Origin of the sequence: Rothia koreensis, assembly GCF_004136575.1 — a bacterium.
Lineage (GTDB): Bacteria > Actinomycetota > Actinomycetes > Actinomycetales > Micrococcaceae > Rothia > Rothia koreensis.
On sequence record NZ_NOIQ01000028.1, the window covers coordinates 1 to 18,738 of the forward strand.

Consider the following 18,738-nt stretch of genomic DNA (forward strand, 5'->3'; position numbering starts at 1 on the left):
GCTCCAGCCAGTCGCTATGCCAGCCCGTAGACCTTCGCGAAAGGGTCCCAGGAACTGTCCCGATGCGGTTCGTACTCGATCGCCCGGGCCGCGGCGTCGGCGTCCTCCGCGCCGAGGAGATCGGTCATCAGGGCGTGCGTCATGTCCATCCCCGCGGCGACTCCCGACGACGTCCACCGGTCCCGGTCCCTGACCCACCGGGCCTCCGCGACCCACTCGACGTCCGGCCCGCAACTGGTGGCCCACTCGAAGGCCTTCTTGTTGGTCGTTGCGCGGTACCCGTTGAGCAGGCCCGCGGCCGCCAGCAGCGCCGAGCCGGTGCACACCGAACCGATCAGCGGGCACGCGGCACCCACGTCGGCCAGCCACCCGAGGAAATCAGCGTCTCGCGACAGCGGCCGCGTGCCCGCGCCCCCTGGGACCAGGAGCATGTCCGTTTCGGCGCCGACGACGCCGTCGTACGCGACCTCGGAGACGACGCCGACGCCCTGGGAGCTCGCGACCGGGCCGACCTCGGGGCCGCACCACGTGATCCGAAAATAGGGCGACTTGCTCAGGAGCTCGACGGGACCGAAGACATCCAACAGTTCGAATCCCTCGAACAGGATGACGCTGAGACGGAGCGGATCCACCGGTTTGGTCATGCGGCGATACTAGCAACCCAGCGGTTGCCCTCAGCCGGTGATTCCCCCGAACACTGCGCGTGCGGTGCCGGCGATGGCGGCCTTCTGGCCGTCGGTGTCGTCCGCCCGGCTCGACGTGGTGAAGACCGACATGATGATCGGTCCGCCCTGCTTCGGCCAGATGACGGCGACGTCGTTGGACTCGCCGTGGGTACCGGACCCGGTCTTGTCGCCCACGAGCGTCCCCTCGGGGAGGCCGGCACGGATCTGTTCGGCACCGGTCGCCGACTCCTTCATCCACCCGACCAGTTTGTCGCGTCCGGAAGCGGACAGTGCGCCACCGAGTGTCAGACGGTTCAGCGTCTCGGAGAACGCGGCCGGGGTGGTGGTGTCGAGACCGCCGGAAGCGTCGTTGAGATCGGGCTCGATCCGGTCGAGCCGAGTCGTGAGGTCGCCCGTGGAGCGCACGAAGTCGGTCACGGCCTCAGGACCGCCGCACTGCTCCATCAGCAGGTTCGAGGCCGTGTTGTCGCTGACCGTCAGAGCGGCAGCGCAGAGTTCCTCGACCGTCATCCCGTCCTCCAGGTGCTTGCTGGTCACCGGCGCGTAGGCCAGGATGTCCTCCTGGGTGATGTCGACGCGCCGCCCGAGCAGCTTCGGGTCATGGGACGCGCGGTTCAGGACCGTCGCGACCACCAGGACCTTGCTCACCGAGCAGAGCAGGAAGGGTTGTTGGTCCCGGTAGCCGAAGCACTCGCCTGTCGATGTGTCGATGGCGTGGACACCGATCTCGCCGTCGAGCTGGCGTTCGAGCTCACGAAGCTCGGAGACCACGTCGGAGTTCTGAGTGCCGCCAGACGCTGGTGCGCCGCCGTCAGACGGTGTGCCGCCCGGGGCCGAGGCTCCCGCGGCGGTGGCGACGAAGGCCGCCGGGATCGCGGCTGCCGCGCCCGCGAGTATCGTTCGACGGGTCATGGAACTCGACGCGGCCTGTCGGCCTGCGGATCGGGCGGAGTGCTCCTGGGGAAGAAGGAACGACATGGTCTGCCTTTCTCTGGGGGTGAGGCCGCGAGGCTGGGTACCCCGACGGCGCATGAGGTCACCCGACCGGACGCAGCGGCAACCGACGCACGACGTCGTCGTCATCCGCTGACGCGGGCGAGCGATGTTTCTTGGCCCACTCTATCTGGCCCGTGTCGATGAGTTTCTGCAGGCGTTCCAGACGGGCGGCGGTCGTTTGGTCCTCGGGCTGGTGGATCGAGAGGGCGAGCCTGCGATCTTCCTGCACCACGAGCGTCAGATTGCTCAGGCGCAAGGTTCCCACCCAGGGGTTGTCCACGGTCTTGACGTGGTTGGCTTCGCGCACCACGTCACCGGAATCCCAGAGTTCCCGGAATTCGGCGTGGGCGCGGAGCTTGTCCAGGTGCGCTCCCCAGTCCGGGTGCTCGGGGGACTCGCCGAACGATGCTCGCAGCTTGGCGACGACGATCCGGAGCTGGTCTGGGTCGTTCCGGTAGGCATCGTGCCACGCCGGGTTGTTCAGGAGCTGCTGGATGCAGGACCGTTCCGTCGCTTCGTCGGCGTCGTCGATCAGGAACCGAAAGGCGGGGTTGTAGACGCGCCACCGGTAGAGCTCGTCGTGGACCATCGCGGGGTACGGCATGGCCTTGTCCAGCATCGCGCGGAGCCTGTCGTCGATGATGCTGGTGCCCGGGCGCTGGGCCTGTGCGGGGTAGCCGCCGAGGTGAAACAGGTGAGCGCGCTCTTCGGGTTCGAGCAGCAGCGCGTCGGCGATGGCGGTCAGCACGTCCACGGACGCATGGACCTCGCGGCCCTGTTCGAGCCACGTGTACCAGGTGGTCCCGACGTGGGCCAGGACCGCGACCTCCTCGCGGCGCAACCCCGGCACGCGGCGTCGCGGTCCGCACGGCAGGCCGACGTCCCGAGGCGTGAGCCGATCGCGGCGGCTGCGCAGGAATGCGCCCAGCTCGTGATTGCTCAGCTCCTGGGAGGTCGTCTTTGTCATGAGCACATTGTTGCAAGGTCGGCAACCAGGTGGGAACCCCTCAGCCTGGTAGTGGCACTACCAGCATGGCCCGGCACTGCCACTGCCTTGCCCACCGCAGCATGGTGGTCACATGAACAAACCAATCCTGTGGCCGCTGCACCTGGCGGCCTTGCTGTCCACTTTCGTCTTTTCCCTCGGGTCCATGACGGCTCCCCAGATGAAGGAATCGCTCGGGGCCGACGACGGCCAGAGCGCGCTCATGGTCGGCATCTTCGCCGCCGCGTTCGCCTCCGGGATCATCTTCTGCGGCCGTCTGGGCGACAAATTCGGGCGACGCCGGCTGTTCATCATCGGCATGATGGGGCTCGCGGTGTGCTCCGTGGGGGTGGCCTGTGCGTGGAGCCCCGGTGCGGCCATTGCAGCCCGGGTCGTGCAAGGTTTCGCGGCCGCGGCGATGATGCCGCAGATCCTGTCGATCATCCAGTCCGCCGTCTCCGGCACGGACCGGATCCGTGCGGTCGGGGTCTACACGGCCGCGGCCGGCGTGGGCACCGTGGCCGGTCAGGTCATCGGCGGGTTCCTCGTCTCTGCGGGCGGTCCCGACCTGGGGTGGCGGCTGGCGTTCGCCGTATTCGCCGTCCTCTGCGTTCTGGCCGGGCTGAATGCGTTCCGTCTGCCCGCCGACGGGGGAAAACCGCAACTGCAGACCGACCCGGTCGGGGCCTTGCTGCTACTGACCGCGCTCGGCAGTCTGATCACCGGGCTCTCGCTGGGGCCCAAGGCGGGGTGGCCGACCTGGTGCGTGGCCCTGTTGGTGCTCGCGGTGGCGGCCCTCGCCGGGCTGGTCCTGCAACAGAGGTCGACGGCTCGGCGCGGTGGACAACCCCTGCTTCCCCCGGACGTGCTCCGTGCCCGTCCGCTGGCGATCGGCGGCGTCATGGCCATGGTGTTCTTCGGAGGGTACGGGGCATGGACATTCAACTACGCCGTGCTCACCCAGTCCGGTCGGGGCGAGCCCGCCTGGCTGTCCGGGACCGTGCTCGTTCCTTTCTGCGTGGCCTTCCTCCTGGCGTCGTTGCAATACCACCGCATCACCGCCCGGCTGGGCGGTCCCGGCACGATGCTGGTCGGCGCCCTGCTCCAGGGTATTGGTCTGGTCGGCGTCGGCCTGGTTTCCGTGGTGTCCGACGCCGGCTGGGAATGGTGGTTCCAGGTGCCCGCCGTCGTGCTGGGTGTCGGCCAAGCGCTCCAATTCGGTCCGTTGGTCTCGACCGTGATGGCGGAAGTCCCGGAACGAGTCGGGGGACTGACGGGCGGTTTGATCTCGACGATGCAGCAAACGGGGATTGCCGCCGGTGTCGCCACGATCGGCGCGGCCTATACCTGGTTCCAGTCCCTGTTCACGCCCACCCAGGCATTCGGCATCGTCTCGGTTGGGCAGGTGGCACTGGTCGCGGCGTTCGCCGTGGGCGCCGTCGTGCTTCGACGAGCCGCGAAGTCAGCCGCTTCCGCGGCTCGGGTGCCTGCAACGCCCGAGTACCCGGACCGGGGAGAAAGCCTGCCGGGGGCCGATCAGCCGGCGGCGGCGCAACACGGGGTTCGCTGCTCCTGAGGCGGCGGGGCGGTCACCCGTGGTCGATCCTCGCCTCGACCAGGCCCGCGGTGGCCTCCGCGATGGCACGCTCCTCATCGGTCGGAACCACCAGCACGGTGATCGCGGAATCCTCACCGGAGATCACGCGCGTCTCTGCGCTGCGGACCTCGTTCGCCTCCGGGTCGAGGGTGATGCCGAGGGCGCTCAGCTCGTCCACCACGAGCTTCCGGAAGGCCGCCGAGTTCTCGCCGATCCCCGCCGTGAAAACGAGGCACTGCATCCCACCGACCGCCACGTGGTACCCGCCGATGTACTTGGCCAGGCGATACGCGGCCATATCCATGGCCAGCTGAGCCCCCGAGTCGCCGGATTCGGCGCGCTGCTCGAGCTCCCTCATGTCGTTGGTTCCGCCGACGGCGGTCAGGCCGGATTCCTTGTTCAGGATCTCGTCCAGTCGCTCGGCGTCGACGTCCTTGTTGCGCGTCAGGATTCCGGTGAGCACGGAGGGATCGATGTCGCCCGAACGGGTGCCCATGACCAAGCCGGCCAGGGGCGTGTAACCCATCGACGTGTCGATCGATGCTCCGCCCCGGATGGCCGTGACCGATGCGCCGTTGCCCAAGTGCGCAATCACGGCGTCGAAATCCTCACGGTCCACCCCGAGGAACTCCGCCGCCTTCCCCGTGACGTAGTCATGGCTCGTGCCGTGGAAGCCGTAACGACGGATGCCGTGCAGGCGGTAGAAAGCATCGGGGATGGCATAGCGCCAGGCCTTTTCCGGCAAGGACCGGTGGAAGGCCGTATCGAAGACCACCACCTGCGGCATCTCCGGCCACTTCTTCTGGATGGCCCTCAGCCCGAGAGCCGCCGCCGGGTTGTGCAGCGGCGCCAGCGGCGCCAGACGCTCGATCGCGCGAATGATCTCATTGTTCACGATCACGGGCGCCGAAAAGCGCTCGCCGCCGTGCACGACCCGGTGCCCCACGGCGTCGATCTCCCGACCGTTCAATTCCCGATCCAGGCGCTCCGCCATGACGTCCAGCGCCTGGGAATGATCGGCGATCTCCCCGCCCTCACCGATGTTCTCGATCAGGCCCTTGGTGAGGACTTCGTCCCCCTCCGCGCCGAGGGTCGCCTGTTCCAGCGTGATCCGCTCGTTGATCGCCGGCATCGAGGACGTATAGGGGGCGACGTTCTCCTCCGAGGTGGTGACCTCGCGTACCTGGTACTTGATCGACGAGGAGCCGGAATTGATAACGAGGACGAGCATGGCGTTCCCTTCGCGTCGTGACGGTATGAGGCTTATTATTCCACCGTCACGACGCGCAGGGAGACCCTTGTGGATATCAGTTCTGCGGCCTGACAAGCCTGCCCGCGGCGTCGTCCTCCGCTGCGATCTCCGCAACCTTGTAGTGCATCTTCTTGCCCGTCGGGGTCAGAGGGACCTCGTCCACGAACCGGTACTCGCGGGGGCGCTTGAAGTCGGCCAGCCGCTGGTTGGCCCGGCAGAGCTCGTCCAGCTCTTCGGGGGCTGCGCCGTCGCCCTCCGGGATGATGTACGCGGCAACCCGCTGGCCCCAGTGGGGGTCCGAAACGCCGACGACGACGGCGCTCGCGACCCCAGGGTGCTCCTCGAGAACCTCTTCGACCTGGACGGGATGAATATTTTCTCCTCCGGAGATGATCATGTCGTCCTTGCGACCGACCACGGTCACGAATCCCTGTTCGTCCCACGTCGCGAGGTCGCCCGGGTAGAGCCACCCGTAATGGAATTTTTCCTCGTCCCGATCCGGATTGTTGTAGTACGAGAACCCCGACTTGGGCGAACGCATGATGACTTCACCGATCTCGGTGTTGTCCTGTGCGGCGGTCTCCTCGGGCGTGGCGACGCGGTCCTCGAAGATCCGCACGACGGCGACGTCGTCGTCCGTGCTGGCCCGCCCCGCGCTGCCCGCGTGGTCGGGGAGGTCCTCGGGCCGGAGGAACGTGTTCCAGAATGTTTCCGTGGTGCCGTACCCGTTGAAGATGCGGGGCGTCAGCACCTCCTGGTAGCGGATGGCGTCGGCCCGCGACAGCGGTGCACCCATCGTGACGATGCCTCGCAGCGTCGTCAGGTCGCGAGGGCGACGCTCCTGCGCGGCGGCGAGCATGCCCAGGGTCACGGGGGCGCCGATGAGGAACGTGATGCCGAGTTCCTCCGTCAGGTCCAGGGCCTTGTCCGGGTCGAAGGCGCGCATCGGGACCACGGAGCCGCCCGAGTAGAACACCGGGTTCGGGCCGCCCGAGTAGAGACCACCGCGGTGGAACCACGGGGTCGTGTTGAGCGTCCGATCATCCGGCGACAGGGGGAAATGCATGATGACGTCGTGTGCGGACATGACCTCGACGAGGGAGGGCAGCGGAACGCCCTTCGGCATCCCCGTGGTCCCGGAGGTGTACAAGCGGGTCGACTCCTCGTAGGTCGAGAAGTCTTCCGGAACGTGCGGGTGGTCATCGGGCGCAGTCTCGACGGCGTTCCAGAAGTCGACGACGTTCTCGCCCGTTCGCCCGTCCAGGACCCACTCGGTGGGCGTATCGGCTGCCAGTTCGACGGCGTGCTCCGCGGTCTGCTGGTACTTGCCCGTGTACACGAAGACCTTCGGCGAGCTGTCATCCAGAATGTGGGAGGTCTCGCCCGCGGAGAGCCGGTAATTGATCGGTACGCTCACCGCGGCGATGCGCTGGGTCGCGAGGTAGAGGATCGCGAATTCCGGGCAGTTGGGCAGCTGGTAGACGACGGCGTCGCCACGGCCGACGCCGGCCTCGGCCAGCGCCGACGCCGTGCGGGCGACGTCGGCGTCCAGCTCGGCGTAGGTCCAGTTGCGTCCGGTCTCCGGATCGAGGATTGCCGAGTCGTTGCCGTACCGGCGAATGTTGCGGCGGAAGCCCGCCTCATAGGTGAAGGCGCCTTCGAAGTATTCCTTGAAGCGTTGGGGGTCGTACACCTTCCGCATCTCCTGATTTCGACGAGTGATTTACATAGCTAAACTATAGATTGTCTGTGCCGCGTCCGAGACTCCGGCAGGGGGGGGTGCGATGCGTCGGAGACGCGGACAGGTGCGGTGGCAGTCATAGAAATTTCTATGACACCCGGTCTAGCACAAAGAGAATTCGGATTCATCGTCCCGGAACGCACCGAGCCCAGGGAAACGATCATCGCGACCGGGTCGCGGACGACGTTTCCCTGGGCTCGACGAGCCGCGGGAGCGCGGGTTACTTGGCCTCGGCCGGGGTCCGGGTTTCGGCGCTGATGAACCACGACTGCTGCTCGAGCTTCTCGATGATTCCGTGCAGGATGTCGGCCGACGTCGGGTCGGCGGCGTCGACGGCGTCGTGGACCTCACGCATGGTTCCGGTGGTCGCCTCGATCGCGCGAACGATCAGGTCGATGGCGTCGGTGGTCAGCACTTCGCCCTGCGGCATCTCCGGCAGGGTGGTGTCCGCGGCGACGACGCCGGGCCGGCCGTCCGGCGTGGCGTGCAACGCGCGCATGCGCTCGGCGACGTCGTCCGAGGAATCGCGGGCGATATCGACGATCTCGTCCAGGTTCAGGTGCAGGTCGCGGAAGTTCGGGCCCACGATGTTCCAGTGGGCCTGCTTGCCGACCATGTGCAAAGCGATCAGATCGACCAGGACTTTCTGCAGGTCGTCCCGCAGTTCCCTGGGTGCGACGAAGCCCTTCTCCGCATTCTCGCGGCGGGTTGCGGTGTCTCCGGCGGGCTGCGGTGCCTTGATGGTGTCAGTCATTGCATCTCCTTGCGTTGCTGGGCCCGGGTTCGGGCCACGATGTGGTTCATTTCGATGCGGTTCGTCGTGGTTCTTGGTCTCTCGCACGACGGCGGGGTCAGTTGTCCGTGGCCGGGCTCCGTCCCTGCGAGTCGGTCATGTCGCCGATCGCCTCGTCACCGGGTTCGCCCTGTGCGCCCGGTTCCTGGCGATAGGCTTCCTCCTCCTGGGGAGTCATGCCGATCTTCTTTTCCCGGGATTCTTCGGGGTCATTCGTACGGCTCATCATGCACCTCCTTGGTCCTTGGTCCTCGGTCCTTGGTCCTCGGTCCTTGGTCCTCGGTCTTCGGTCTTCGAGGGCGCCGGGCGATGTCGCCCGTCTCCTATTGTCGGGCCGGCTCGCTATTGTCGGGCTGGCCCGCGTTTTCCCAGGTCAGGTCACGTTTTCGACGATACTCGGCGGCCGCGGGGCGGGAAAGGGGTGTCAGCTGTCGGTGGACGGTGCCCGAGGTGGCGGTTTTGTGCGTCGTCCTTGCTCGAGGTGGCAGTGGCGTGCGGTTTTTGGGGGTTTTATCGCACTCCAGTGCCACTTCGACGTCGGGGGTGGGTCGTTTTCGCACGGGATTGCCACCTCGACGCCGGGGGTGGGCTGTTCTCGCACGGGATTGCCACCTCGGGGCGTTTCGGGTGTTGGTTCTTCCTCGAGGTGGCGGTTTTGTGCGTCGTCCTTGCTCGAGGTGGCAGTGGCGTGCGGTTTTTGGGGGTTTTATCGCACGCCAGTGCCACTTCGACGTCGGGAGCGGGCCGTTTTCGCACGGGATTGCCACCTCGACGCCGGGGGTGGGCTGTTTTTGCACGGGATTGCCACCTCGGGGCGTTTAGGGTGTTGGTTCTTCCTCGAGGTGGCGGTTTTGTGCGTCGTCCTTGCTCGAGGTGGCAGTGGCGTGCGGTTTTTGGGCGTTTTATCGCACTCCAGTGCCACTTCGTCGTTGGGGGCGGGCTGTTCTCGCACGGGATTGCCACCTCGACGGCGTCCTGGGTGATTTCGGGGTGGCCACCTCGACGGCGGGGGCCCGGGTTTCCGGCCGGCGGAAAGTTTTCTCGTGGCGGTGGACCTCGGAATCCAGAAGCATGGTCCGACAACGGCACATCGGATTGCACACCAGGAGGACGAGATGGAAACTCTCACCGTCATGCTCGCTTGCGGGTCGGGCGCGAGCACAGGATTCATGGCTGCGAACATGAAGAAGGCCGCGAAGGACATGGGTCTGGATGTCGACATCATCGCCCGCAGCGAGAGTGAGATCAGCGAATACCTGAACCGGATCGACGTTCTGATGATCGGCCCGCACCTGGAGTACCTGTTCGACGACATCGACAGCTATATCGGCGACGCCGACATCGGCGTCGTGCTGATGAAACCGGACTATTATTCGACCCTCGACGGCAAGGCGGCGCTCGAACACATGCTCGAGGTCTTCGACGAGGACGACGAGTCATGAAAGGCCTGCTGAACTGGCTGGAGCATTCCTTCAGCCCGCGCATGAACAAGATCAACAGCAATCTGTGGATCGTCGCCCTCAAGGACTCGATCATGCAGATCCTGCCGTTCATCTTCCTCGGCAGCCTGTTCTCGATGCTCTCGATCCTCAACGAGATCTTCTCCGGGTGGCCCGACTTCCACGGGCTCTACTCGTGGACGATGGGCATGATCTCCTTGTTCGTCGCGTTCCTGATCCCGTTCAACCTCATGGAGCGCCTGCACGCGACGAAGCAAAGACTCATCGCGGGGATGGCGGGTCTGGTGCTTTTCCTGATCACGGTCTCTCCCGCCGTGATCGACGCGGGCAAACCAGGGTTCAAGAACGAAGCGCTCGGAGCCGGCGGCATGTTCGCGGCCATCATCACCGGTCTGATCACCGGGTGGGTCATGAAGATCTTCGCCTCGTTCACCTTCTTCAAGAACTCCTCCGCCATACCCGACTTCGTGCGCAACTGGTTCGACGCGATGCTCCCGGTGGCCATCGTCGTCGTTTTCGGCTGGGCACTGATCGACGTGATCGGCGTCGACCTGTTCCGCGGTATCCAGGCGGTGTTCTCCCCGGTCGCGGACATTATTCAGACGCCGTACGGGTTCGCGCTCATGATGTTCCTGTCCTGCTTCATCTATTCGATGGGGATTTCGGTCTGGGTGCTCTCTCCCGTGCTGCTTCCGGCGATGTACGCGGCGATGGCCGAGAACGTGGCCGGTCACGCCGACCATCTGGTGACCTATTCGTCCGTGTACTCGACCTACCTCTGGATCGGCGGCGTCGGAGCAACCCTGCCGCTGGTCCTCCTCATGCTCAGGGCCAAGTCCACCAGGCTTCGCGCCTTGGGCAAGGCCGGTCTGGCGCCGTCGGTCTTCAACATCAACGAGCCGGTCATTTTCGGCGCCGTGGCCTGGAACCCGACCCTCATGGTGCCCCTGTGGCTGCAGGGGATCATCCTCCCGTTGCTCCTCTGGCTACTGACCAAGGTCATCCCGTTGGGCCCGATCCCGGACAAACAATTCGACCTCTGGTACATGCCGTACCCGATCTCCACCTGGCTCTCGACCGGATCGTTCTCGGCGGTCCTTGTGGCCCTGATCGTGTTCCTGGTCTCGGGGGCCATCTGGTCTCCGTTCCTCCGGGTCTACGACCGACAGCTCGTCAAACAGGCCGAGGCCGAGGCCCAGAAGGCGGCCACGGCCACGGACGCCACGGCCCCGGAGGCCAAGTCCACAGAAACGGGGCGGACGACGACGGTGCGCAAGGTCAAACGCAAACGCCCACCCATGAACACACCGGCCCCGGACCACGGAGCCTCGCCCCGAACCGATCCGACGAAGGACTGAAGACCATGTCGACCACCCCGTCCCAGGCTCCGAACGACGAAGCCATGAAGATCATCATCAACGCCGGCAAGGGCCGCACGGACACCTACGCCGCCCTCTCCGCGGTCGCCGAAGGAGACTTCCGGCGAGCGGGAGAGCTGCTCGAGAGCGCGGACAAGAGCGTCAGCGAAGCCCACGTGGTGCACACGGATCGCATCCAGCAGGAGGCGAGCGGCGAACCGACCGCGTATTCGATGCTGTTCACCCACGCCGAGGACACCCTCATGACGGCCTACGGCGAGCTGCGCCTGGTCCGGAAGATGCTCCCCATCTTCGAGAATTACGAGACGCGCCTCCGGGCGCTGGAAGAACGCGAGGTTGCACAACCATGAGCCCGCAGAACACGTTCCCCGCCGACTTCCTCTGGGGCGGAGCCATCGCCGCGAACCAGGCCGAAGGCGCCTGGAAAGAAGGCGGCAAAGGATGGTGCCTGGCCGACATCAACCAGTTCCGGGACGACGTCGCGCTGAAGAAGAAGTCGAACAAGGAGATGACCACCGACCAGATCGCCGCCCACGTGGCGGACGAGGACGGCGTGTACCCCAAACGCCACGGGATCGATTTCTACCACACGTACGACGACGACCTGCGGCTGCTCTCCCAGGCCGGATTCACCTCCTTCAGGACGTCCATCAACTGGGCCCGAATCTTTCCCCAGGGCGACGAGGAGAGCCCCAACGAAGAAGGCCTGGCCTTCTACGACCGGCTCATCGATTCGGTGATCGCTCACGGGATGGAGCCTGTGATCACGCTGTCGCACTACGAAATGCCGCTGCACCTGGCCACCGCTTACGCCGGGTGGTACTCGAGGGAACTGATCGACCTGTTCCTCCGGTACGCCGAAACCGTTTTGCGTCGCTACTCGGACCGGGTCAAGTACTGGATCGTGATCAACCAGATCAACCTGATCACGCACGAGTCCTTCAACCACCTGGGCGTCGCCGAGGACAAGGTGGAGGACATCGTCGCCGCCAAACACCAGGCGGTGCACCACGAGATGGTCGCCGCCGCGGCCGCCACGAGCTTGGGACGCTCGATCTCGTCCGAGAACCGGTTCGGCGTGATGCTCTGCCATACCCTGACGGACCCGGCGTCCCCGAAACCCGAGGACGTCTTCGCCTCGTTCCGGCAGAACCAGATGCAGTACCTCTACTCGGACATCGCCCTGCGCGGCGTGTACCCGGGATATGCCCGCCGGTATTTCGAGGACCGGGACATCGACGTCGAGATCACCGCGGAGGACGAGCGCGTTCTCCGTGAAGGCACCGCCGACTACATGACCTTCTCCTACTACTACACGCGGATCATGGACGCGGCCGGCTGGGATGCGGGCGACGTCGACGGTCGACCCAACCCGTACCTCGAGGAGTCCGACTGGGGGTGGGCGATCAACCCGACCGGGCTGCGGATGGCGCTCAACGCGTACTGGGACCGCTACCAGGTCCCGATCATGATCACCGAGAACGGATTCGGTGCCCAGGACGTGCTCGAGGACGACGGGACCGTGCACGACCCCTACCGCAGCGATTACCTGCGGGAGCACCTCGACGCCGTGGCCGAAGCCATCGGGGACGGCGTGGATGTGCGTGGCCACTTCGCGTGGGGTCCGATCGACATCATCTCCTGCTCGTCCTCCGAAATGAACAAGCGATACGGGTTCATCCACGTCGACCAGGACGACTACGGGCGGGGGAGCGGTGCCCGCACTCTCAAGGACTCATACTGGTGGTACCGCGATTACGTGACCGCAGCCCGGTCGGCGTCGCGGAAGAACGCATCCTCGTAGGACGTGAGCAGAACAGGTGTCAGCACGAACTCGCCGAGAAGAACAGCTGGTGGGCATCCTCGCTCGCGAACGGCGCGCGGTGTCGGCGTCCACCCTGGCGCGTGCGCTCGCCGTCACGGACCGCTCGGTGCGCAATTACGTTCGCTCGGTCAACGACAGGTTCGGGGCCGACCTGCTGGTGAGTTCCGCCGAGGGGATCAGGCTCGATCGCAAGCTCTACGAGGAGGTGCGACGCCGCTCCGACGGCGACCTGCGCATCTCCAGCGCCCCCGAGGAGAGGCTTGATTCGCTCATGGTGGCCCTGGTCAGGTCCGCATCCGCCGACGTCTTCGAGCTCGAGGAACGGCTGTGCGTCAGCGTCTCGACCATCGAGGCCGACGTCGCGAGGGCGCGGCCCTTGTTCGCCGAATACGGGTTGACGCTGGTGCGCGAGGGCGACCGAATCGAGGTCGAAGGGACCGAGCGGCAGAAGCGCAGGTTCTTGAGATCATTGCTCTACAACGCCTCGGAGAGCGCGGGTCTCGAGGTCATGCGGGGAATCCGCAATGAGCCCGACTCCGCCGTGGCGCGGTTGCACCGCCTGGTCATAGCTGGCCTGGAACAGAACGGTCACCTCCCCAATCAGTACGTGCTCGGTGAGCTCATGACGCACCTGTCCCTTGTGGCCGAAAGGTTCGGTGACGGCGAGGCGCTCGGCGAGCCGGAATCCGCCCGCTACGACCGCCGCGACCCGGCGGCGGGTGGGTCAGCGGCCGGGGCGGCGGGCGCTTCTGAGGCGGCCGGGTCGGCCGAGGCGGGCGAGGCGACCGAGGGGGCTGAGGCGGTCGCGGCGTCGTTCCGAAAGGTCTACGGTTGGGTCCTTCCTCCCGAAGAACTCGATATCCTGCGTGCGTACCTTGATGTCGGCCGGGACCGGGGCCGAGGGGCGTCGTCGGGAGCGGAGGATGACGAGGCACTGAGCGCCGTCGCGCGCGCAACCGTCGACGACGTGTGCGGACTCTTCGGACTGGGCCACCCGCGCGAGGAAACCCTGGACGCGCTGCTGGTCCACATCCAGAGCCTGGGCCGGCGCGTTCACAGCGGGAACCAGTGGCTGAACCCTCTGGGGCAGGGCTTCAAAGCGGCCCACCCCGTGGTCCATGAAATCACTCTGCACTTGTCGCAGGCCCTCGAGGGCCACCTCGGGGCAGGGCTCAGCGAGGGGGAGATCGATTATCTGTCCTTCCACCTGGGCACTGCCTTCCAGGACAACATCGACGCCGGCCCACGCGTCACCTACACCATCGTCACGCCCTCCTACGGACGCCTGTCCGAGACGACGATCGGTCGGATCGTGCGGGCGGCGTCCGACGGCGCGGTCTGCGACAGGACCATCACGGACCTGTCCCACGACGTCACCGCGGTCCCCAGCGACATCGTCATCAGCACCGTCCCGGTTCCGGACGCGGGGGACATCCCAGTCGTCCAGGTCTCCCCGTTCGTCGACGCCGCCGACGCGTCCGCCATTGCCGGGGCCATTGGGCAGGAGAAGCAACGACAGCGGCGTCACCAGGTCAAGGAGAGTATGTTGCGCATGCTCGATGCCGACTTGTTCCTGGAGATCGGCGCGGAGACCTCGCCCGAGGCCGCGATCGAGGCCGGGTCGGAGGCCCTTCACCGCGCGGGGTACGTGCGGGGAGATTACGCGGAGGACGTCATGGACAGGGAAAGGCGCTCGTCCACGGCGTTCGGTAGCGGTTTCGCGATACCGCACTCCCTGCACACCGATGCGCTCAGGACCGGCGTGTGTATTCTGCGGCCGGATCGGTCGATGATGTGGCACGGCGAACCGGTGCGGCTGATTCTGTTGTTCGCGGTCGCCCCGGACGGTCTCGTCGTCTTCCGGAAAGTTCTCGACGTGCTGAGTCAGGTACTCACCGATACCGAACGCTTCGAGGAATTCGTGGATGCGGCGGGCAGCAAAGCCGACTTCGTCGAGGCTCTCGACCGCGTCGTGGCGTGACAGAAGGGGGAGAGTCTCTCCCCCTTCTGTCGATCTCTTGGGTCCATCGCACCGCGTCGTCGACGGCGCGGACCTCGTGGAGGATCCCTGACTCAGCGACCACCCTCCGGCTGTGGGGCCGGAACGGGAGAGCCAGGAGCTCCCGCGATGAAACTGTGCTGGATGCCCGCGATGAGCCATTCGCCGTCGGCGCGCACCAGGTGGAACGCGGTCCGGGTGGTCGGCAGCGGGTTGCCGCGCGCCGTGCCGAGAGTGTTCACGCGGGCCACGGCGACCGCGGAATCGGAATATTCCCGAATGGCCAGTTCGTCCAGGGAGAGTTCCTCGTAATGGAGTTGGCCGTCGCTGAGACGTTGCAGCCAGGGGCCCTTGGGGAGCTGGAAGCCGACCGGTCCGATACCGATGAAATCCTCGGTCAGGATGGTGGCTGCCGTGGTTGCGTCGCAGAGACGCTCCGAATCGGCCCACGTGGCCAGAGTGTCGTTGATGGTGTTCATGGTGTCTCCTTCGTTGTGTTTCTCTGATGGCGGGTGCGGGGCATGAGGAAGCCTGCGGCCACGATCCAGATGAGGGCCGCGAAACGCCCGATCGGGACGAGGGGCTGGAGTGGTTCGATCACCATCGCGAGAACGGTGAGCTCGCACAGCGCGGCAATCACGAGCCCGGCCCAGGCAAGTGGAGTCGGCAGAAGGTGACGGATCAGGCTCGGAACCGCGATGCCGGCCACCAGGAGGCCCAGCCCCAGCACGTGAGCGAATCCGCCGGTTCCGAAGGCGATGAATCCCAGGGCCCGGGAGAGCTCGGGGAGCGCGGCGACGTCGTCCTGGCCGGCCGTCCACGTGAGGATCGCCGACAGTGCCAGCATGATCGAGGCGCTGGCGCCGCCGAAGAGCGCGATCACGGGGCCGGGGACTTTCATGCCGAGGCGTTGCAGACGGGAGGACATGGTGGCCGCGTAGATGCCGAGGGGCACGGAGGAACCCAGCTGCAACCACGCGGAGATCCGGACCGCGAGCCCGTGCCTCGTGTAGAAGTCTGCCGAGTCGTCCGAGAACGGCGAGGAGAGGGTGCCGCCGTGGCTGAGGGCCGCCATCGCGACCAGGCTCGCCACGAAGAGACCCAGACACACGGCGGCGATGATTCCCGGATGGGGGCCGTCCGGGCGACGTCGTGCCCTGTCATGGTGGGGAATGCGGGTTTCCTGGTTCTCGTTCATGCCACAGACAATACACCCCATGAATGATTTATCAAGGGGTCTATTATGGGGGTATGACATCCATGCCCCAGCCCCACCACCGGATTGCTTTCCTGCTGTCCCAGCTTGGCTCCGACGCAGCGAGCGGTTTCGAACAGGCGCTGCAATCCCTGAACATCACGGCCTCGGATGCGGGCCTTCTCCGTCTGATCGGCCGCACGCCGGGCGTGAGCCAACGCGTGCTCAGCAAGCAGGTCGGAGTGGGCCCCAGCCGGATCGTCGCGGTCCTGGACCGGCTCGAGGATCGGGGGCTCATCGAGCGACGTCGCAGCCGAACCGATCGCCGAATTCACGAGGTCGGCCTGACCGAGGAAGGCGAGGAGGTTCTGGCCGGTATTCGTCCCCTCGCCGAGGCACACGAGCGGAGCTACACCGAATGCTTGGATCCTGGTGAGGTGGAAGTCCTGCAGTCGTTGTTGGGGCGAATCGCCGCGTCGCGAGGGCTCTCCATCGACATCCATCGGGGCACCACGGCAGATGGGAACGACTCAGCGGGCCGGGCCGATGCGGCAGCCCGAAAGGCCGCGGCGCACTGACCGGGCTGTTCCCGCGATGGGTACGGATGGGAACTGTCCGAGGCCGTGACTGGTGTAGCCGGGACGCGGGTTCGCACTAGCATGGCCGCATGATCATCTACGAGACGGCGACGAGCCTGGACGGTTGGATCGCCGACGACGAGAATTCACTGTCCTGGTTGTTTCCCGTCCCCGGCGGCGACGACCCGAGACTCGCGACTCCCGACGCATCGGTGCAGGTCATGGGATCGACCACGTACGAGTGGGTTCTGCGTGAAATCGGTGCCATGGAGTCCCCTGGAGCGTGGAAGGAAGCGTTCGGTTCCACGCGCGTCGTCGTCTTCACCCACCGGGACCTGCCCATCCCCGCCGATGCGCAGGTCCAGTTGATTTCGGGGTCGGTCCGCGACGTGTTGCCGGAGATCCGGGAGGCGGCCGCAAACGGGACCATTTGGGTCGTCGGCGGGGGCGACTTGGCCGGCCAGTTTGCGGACGTGGGCGCCCTCGACGAAATCAGGCTGTCGGTCGCGCCCGTCGCGCTGGGCAGCGGCGCACCACTGCTTCCCCGGCGACTGGATTCCACTCGCCTCCACCTGGTCGGTGCGGAACACGTCGGGGGATTCGCCCGACTGACGTATTCCGTCAGCTCCGCGCCCGACGACGCCGCGTAGAGGCGCGCCCCCGTCGCCCCGCCCGGCGCCCGGACGAGGTGGCAACTACGTGCAGTTTTTGGGTCTTTTTCCGCACGGGAGTGCCACCTCGGCGGTCGCTCTCAGAAATTCGCCATGACGTTGAGGACGTGGTCATAAGCCGGGCTCGTCGGTTTCAAGAACGATCCGTGGTTCTCCCGATCGAGGATCTCCAGTCGGCCGTCGCCGCCGACGGCATCGAGTCGGCGGATGTATTTTCTGGACATCTCCGCCGGAACGGTCCGGTCGAGCGAACCGTGAATCGCAACGACCGGGACAGAGGGGGTCGTATTGAGGATCGGGTCTATTGCTTGGTAACGCTTCGGGAAGGCCGAAGGCACTCCGCCCATGACACTGATCAATCCCGCGTCTCCCGATCGCGCAGCGGTTTGCATGTCCAGGGGGCCGGCCAGGGCAACGATGCGTGCCGGCTTGATCCTCGGCGGATTGGCACACGGGTAAGACGACGTATCGCGTCTGGTCCCCGCCCAGAGGGCCAGCTGCGCGCCGGCGCTGTGGCCCGCAAGCTCCACCGAGCCTGACAGCTCGGAGTTCTGGGCCAAGAGTTCGGGGACGTGATCGACCGCCGCCGCGACGTCCGTGAACGTCTCCGGCCACCCTCCGCCGGAACCCACACGCCGGTACTCGATGTTGTAGACGGCAACCCCTCGAGTGGTGAGATCTTCGGCATACTCGTTCATATCCTGCGCGCCCGAAGCGGCCTGCCAGCCGCCGCCGTGAACGAGCACCACCAACGGCACGGACCCTTCCCGGTGGTCTCCCGCGGGAAGGAACAGATCGCCCCAGTTCTGTGCTTCATCTCCCGGCCCGGAGACCGGGTAGGGCACTCGCCTGATCTCGGGAGCTTCCCGGTGGGCGACCATGGCCTGGGATACGCCCAGCACGGTGTGCGAGGCTTCCAGCGAATGATGCGTCGGCGTCTGGTCCTTGCCGTGGGAGCAGGCGGTCATCACGAGGGCCACGGCCACCATGATCGCGGCACAAGCCGGTCGTGTGTCGGCGGTCCGATCCGCTCGCACTCCTGGAAAAGGGTGCACTTGATCATATCCTGCGGATGATCTTCAGGCTCACAGCGCCTGTGCTGGCTCCGGTGTGGTTCGGTCCGGGCGGGCACGAGTGTACCGTTTTTCTGTACTGACTAGTACATTTAGTCCGTCAGAACATCAATTGGCCGAGAAACAGAAGAAGGATGAGGTCGTTGACTATTACTCGAAGAGCCGCCTTGGCGTCTGCATCGGCAGTGGCGGGTGCGATTGCCTTGAGCGCATGCGGCAAGCAGGAAAGCAGTTCCTCCGGGGGATCGTCCTCTCAGGCTCCGAGTCCTTCCTCGGGGTCTGCGTCGTCGTCGGCGTCTCCGCAGGGTCCGATGGTCACCTGGGCCGATAACACCATGGTCTCGCACCTGTTCTTCCACTCCCTGGTCGCGGACCCGAAAAGAGCCTTCGACGGCGACGACGAGGCCAAGGGCTACCTCGACTACATGGTCACCATCGACGAATTCAAAAAAATCATCCAACAGGTCTACGACCGCAACTACATCCTGATCAGCCCGCACCAGCTCTA

19 protein-coding genes are annotated in these 18,738 nt (G+C 65.9%); 9 read left to right on the forward strand and 10 right to left on the reverse strand.

The window, feature by feature from the left end; genetic code table 11:
• Positions 1–14: 14 nt before the first annotated feature.
• The 3 genes from EWU68_RS12185 to EWU68_RS12195 are packed head-to-tail and all read right to left on the reverse strand — an operon-like array spanning position 15 to position 2,649.
• Complete coding sequence (locus EWU68_RS12185) at positions 15–644, reverse strand: DJ-1/PfpI family protein (RefSeq protein WP_129316410.1); 630 nt, start codon at positions 642–644, stop codon at positions 15–17.
• Positions 645–674: 30 nt separating this feature from the next.
• A complete protein-coding gene (gene bla, locus EWU68_RS12190) occupies positions 675–1,664 on the reverse strand; it encodes a class A beta-lactamase (RefSeq protein WP_129316411.1) in 990 nt (329 codons plus the stop codon).
• Positions 1,665–1,722: 58 nt separating this feature from the next.
• On the reverse strand, positions 1,723–2,649 hold the full coding sequence (locus EWU68_RS12195) for a helix-turn-helix transcriptional regulator (protein WP_129316412.1): 927 nt from the start codon (positions 2,647–2,649) through the stop codon (positions 1,723–1,725).
• Between the two features lie 112 nt (positions 2,650–2,761).
• Here EWU68_RS12195 and EWU68_RS12200 point away from each other — a divergent pair, with 112 nt between their 5' ends.
• The gene (locus EWU68_RS12200; RefSeq protein ID WP_129316413.1) at positions 2,762–4,243 is read left to right on the forward strand and encodes an MFS transporter; all 1,482 of its coding nucleotides are present in this window, start codon (positions 2,762–2,764) and stop codon (positions 4,241–4,243) included.
• A gap of 13 nt (positions 4,244–4,256) precedes the next feature.
• Here the strand turns inward: EWU68_RS12200 and EWU68_RS12205 are convergent, their stop codons facing one another.
• The 4 genes from EWU68_RS12205 to EWU68_RS13090 all read right to left on the reverse strand — a co-directional run bounded on the left by EWU68_RS12205 (position 4,257) and on the right by EWU68_RS13090 (position 8,279).
• Entirely contained in the window at positions 4,257–5,495 is a 1,239-nt protein-coding gene (locus EWU68_RS12205) for an acetate/propionate family kinase (protein WP_129316414.1), read from the reverse strand.
• A gap of 76 nt (positions 5,496–5,571) precedes the next feature.
• Entirely contained in the window at positions 5,572–7,218 is a 1,647-nt protein-coding gene (locus EWU68_RS12210) for a class I adenylate-forming enzyme family protein (RefSeq protein ID WP_129316415.1), read from the reverse strand.
• 259 nt (positions 7,219–7,477) lie between these two features.
• Positions 7,478–8,011, reverse strand: coding sequence for a Dps family protein (locus EWU68_RS12215; RefSeq protein ID WP_129316416.1), 534 nt, complete (start codon positions 8,009–8,011; stop codon positions 7,478–7,480).
• A gap of 97 nt (positions 8,012–8,108) precedes the next feature.
• Positions 8,109–8,279 carry a hypothetical protein gene (locus EWU68_RS13090; RefSeq protein WP_156265492.1) on the reverse strand — a complete coding sequence of 57 codons (171 nt, stop codon included), beginning with the start codon at positions 8,277–8,279 and terminating at the stop codon, positions 8,109–8,111.
• A gap of 886 nt (positions 8,280–9,165) precedes the next feature.
• Here EWU68_RS13090 and EWU68_RS12220 point away from each other — a divergent pair.
• Genes EWU68_RS12220 through EWU68_RS12240 form a run of 5 tightly spaced genes read left to right on the forward strand, consistent with a single transcriptional unit; the run spans position 9,166 to position 14,695 of the window.
• The gene (locus EWU68_RS12220; protein WP_129316417.1) at positions 9,166–9,492 is read left to right on the forward strand and encodes a PTS sugar transporter subunit IIB; all 327 of its coding nucleotides are present in this window, start codon (positions 9,166–9,168) and stop codon (positions 9,490–9,492) included.
• Positions 9,489–10,868 carry a PTS sugar transporter subunit IIC gene (locus EWU68_RS12225; protein ID WP_129316418.1) on the forward strand — a complete coding sequence of 460 codons (1,380 nt, stop codon included), beginning with the start codon at positions 9,489–9,491 and terminating at the stop codon, positions 10,866–10,868. Before EWU68_RS12220 ends, EWU68_RS12225 begins: the two co-directional genes overlap by 4 nt.
• A gap of 5 nt (positions 10,869–10,873) precedes the next feature.
• The gene (locus EWU68_RS12230) at positions 10,874–11,239 is read left to right on the forward strand and encodes a PTS lactose/cellobiose transporter subunit IIA (protein ID WP_129316419.1); all 366 of its coding nucleotides are present in this window, start codon (positions 10,874–10,876) and stop codon (positions 11,237–11,239) included.
• On the forward strand, positions 11,236–12,693 hold the full coding sequence (locus EWU68_RS12235; RefSeq protein WP_129316420.1) for a glycoside hydrolase family 1 protein: 1,458 nt from the start codon (positions 11,236–11,238) through the stop codon (positions 12,691–12,693). The genes EWU68_RS12230 and EWU68_RS12235 overlap by 4 nt, the downstream gene beginning before the upstream one ends.
• 16 nt (positions 12,694–12,709) lie before the next feature.
• Positions 12,710–14,695, forward strand: coding sequence for a BglG family transcription antiterminator (locus EWU68_RS12240; protein ID WP_129316421.1), 1,986 nt, complete (start codon positions 12,710–12,712; stop codon positions 14,693–14,695).
• A gap of 92 nt (positions 14,696–14,787) precedes the next feature.
• Here the strand turns inward: EWU68_RS12240 and EWU68_RS12245 are convergent, their stop codons facing one another.
• Together EWU68_RS12245 and EWU68_RS13175 are read right to left on the reverse strand one after the other, a co-directional pair.
• Positions 14,788–15,192 carry a nuclear transport factor 2 family protein gene (locus EWU68_RS12245; protein ID WP_129316422.1) on the reverse strand — a complete coding sequence of 135 codons (405 nt, stop codon included), beginning with the start codon at positions 15,190–15,192 and terminating at the stop codon, positions 14,788–14,790.
• Positions 15,189–15,911, reverse strand: a complete 723-nt coding sequence (locus EWU68_RS13175; RefSeq protein ID WP_202976724.1) for a hypothetical protein — start codon at positions 15,909–15,911, stop codon at positions 15,189–15,191. The genes EWU68_RS12245 and EWU68_RS13175 overlap by 4 nt, the downstream gene beginning before the upstream one ends.
• A 53-nt stretch (positions 15,912–15,964) precedes the next feature.
• On the opposite strand from EWU68_RS13175, the gene EWU68_RS12255 reads away from it, so the two are divergent.
• Complete coding sequence (locus tag EWU68_RS12255; protein ID WP_162421522.1) at positions 15,965–16,486, forward strand: MarR family winged helix-turn-helix transcriptional regulator; 522 nt, start codon at positions 15,965–15,967, stop codon at positions 16,484–16,486.
• Between the two features lie 89 nt (positions 16,487–16,575).
• Positions 16,576–17,136, forward strand: a complete 561-nt coding sequence (locus tag EWU68_RS12260) for a dihydrofolate reductase family protein (protein WP_129316424.1) — start codon at positions 16,576–16,578, stop codon at positions 17,134–17,136.
• Positions 17,137–17,237: 101 nt separating this feature from the next.
• Here EWU68_RS12260 and EWU68_RS12265 read toward each other — a convergent pair whose 3' ends face one another.
• Positions 17,238–18,137, reverse strand: coding sequence for an alpha/beta hydrolase family protein (locus tag EWU68_RS12265; RefSeq protein ID WP_162421524.1), 900 nt, complete (start codon positions 18,135–18,137; stop codon positions 17,238–17,240).
• 205 nt (positions 18,138–18,342) lie between these two features.
• Between EWU68_RS12265 and EWU68_RS12270 the strand changes: the two genes are divergently transcribed.
• Positions 18,343–18,561, forward strand: coding sequence for a hypothetical protein (locus tag EWU68_RS12270; protein ID WP_129316426.1), 219 nt, complete (start codon positions 18,343–18,345; stop codon positions 18,559–18,561).
• The last annotated feature ends 177 nt before the right edge of the window (positions 18,562–18,738 follow it).